General features: G+C 62.7%; 2 protein-coding genes. One reads left to right on the forward strand and one right to left on the reverse strand.

Annotated elements, in window-relative coordinates:
- The first annotated feature begins 190 nt into the window (after window positions 1-190).
- The gene (locus I6U14_RS12805; protein WP_296899891.1) at window positions 191-520 is read left to right on the forward strand and encodes a hypothetical protein; all 330 of its coding nucleotides are present in this window, start codon (window positions 191-193) and stop codon (window positions 518-520) included.
- Between the two features lie 22 nt (window positions 521-542).
- On the opposite strand, the gene I6U14_RS12810 is transcribed toward I6U14_RS12805, so the two are convergent.
- Window positions 543-1,568: putative transposase (locus I6U14_RS12810; protein WP_296899892.1), on the reverse strand; the 1,026-nt coding region annotated here is incomplete at its 5' end.

Below are 1,568 nucleotides of genomic sequence, written 5' to 3' on the forward strand. Positions count from 1 at the left end.
CACTGGTTCACGCGGGAATCGCGCGAATCGACGCGCGAATCGAGGAATCGAGGAATCGAGGACACCCACTTTCCTTAAAATCGCGCAACGAGCAGACTCGAGGACACCCATCTTACTCCTTACTCCCGTTCCTCCTTTTGCGTCACGAAGTAGGCGGCTGGTCGTCCGCTCGGACAGGACCGTTGGAAACGTGGGTGTCCACGGGTCGTCCCGTCCCCGGGTCGTCCCCGAGCCCGCCATCGACTACCGCTACGACGAGGGCCTCTATGGCCTCGGCCGCCTGACCGGCATCGACAGCGGCGACCTCAGCCTCGGCTACGCCTACCATGCCCGCGGCACCCTGGCCGAGGCCACCCAGACCCTGGCCGGCATCCGCCTCACCGTCGCCTACGACTACGACGCCGCCGACCAGCTCACCGGCATCACCTATCCCAGCGGGCGCCAGGTCACCTTCAGACCTCCTGACTTCCCGGATTCTGTGATGACCCCGGTTTTCGGCAACCCATCGGCAGCGTGGTGAATGAGCGCCGAGTCGAAATAGGTCATGCGCATTCCAATTCATCCGAGCGGACGGAAGTGTCATTGCTCTCATTCGATACCAACTCATACACCAGGCGTAAAGATGTGCCGGGGAAGACGGTTTCTGTTTGATTGAGTTCATTGCAAAGGTGACGGATCACTTTATCGCTAGAACGATTGGCTTGGTGATGGACGCGAATAGTGAGAGTGCCCGCCGCTTCGTCCGGAATGAGATCGGCCTCGGTGGCGTACAACCCGCGTAATAAACTCCGGGCATCGTCTGTACGCTGCATCACTTCCCGTGCCATCTGTACCATCGCGGTCTCGGCACGATAGGCCACCATTTTGATCGTATCGATCAGCTGCTTGCTCGCGGTGCTGAGCTGCTTGAAGCGCTCCTCCGCCGGTAGCTCGGCGATCGTGATGTGCCGCTTGACCGCCCGACGCTGTGCCCGAAGCGCCTCGAGCTCGCTTTCCAGGGCCTCCAGCTCCTCTTGCAGCGCAGCCTTCTTGTGCTCGAACGCCGCCATCTTCTTGGGGTCGATGTCGCCCTCGAGGGTCAGGGCCGCGAAGGCGGCACGCTTACGCGCAAGCTTGCCGTTGAGGCTCCGCACCCGCCCGTCGAGTTGACGATGCACGGGGTTGACCACCGGTATGGTGTCAGGAATCGCCTCGACGCCATAGTCGACCAAGCGGTCCAGACCGTAGTGTTGACGCATGTAGCGGAAGAAGTTTTCTTGCGACCAGCGCGCGAACATCGCCGCCGCCATGGGGCCGGGGTCCGCGCGGTAGTCGGTGGCGATCACTGCGGTCTGATGGCCGCTGGCGGTGCGTTTGCGGATCTCCCGCACCCACAGCTTGCCGCCGAGCCAGGTGCCACGCTCGGCCAGCTCCATCGACACGCGGGCGCCCGATGCCAGCTCGACCTCGACGGTCTGGAATTCCTCCAGCGGCCAATCGCCGTCGGCGTACTTGTGGTAGGTCAGACAGGCGATCCGTTTGTCGTTCATCGCGCGCAGAAAGGCCGGGCTGTAGCCGTCGCGGTCAAA

Source organism: Thiohalocapsa sp. (genome assembly GCF_019695415.1).
Classification (GTDB): Bacteria; Pseudomonadota; Gammaproteobacteria; order Chromatiales; family Chromatiaceae; genus Thiohalocapsa.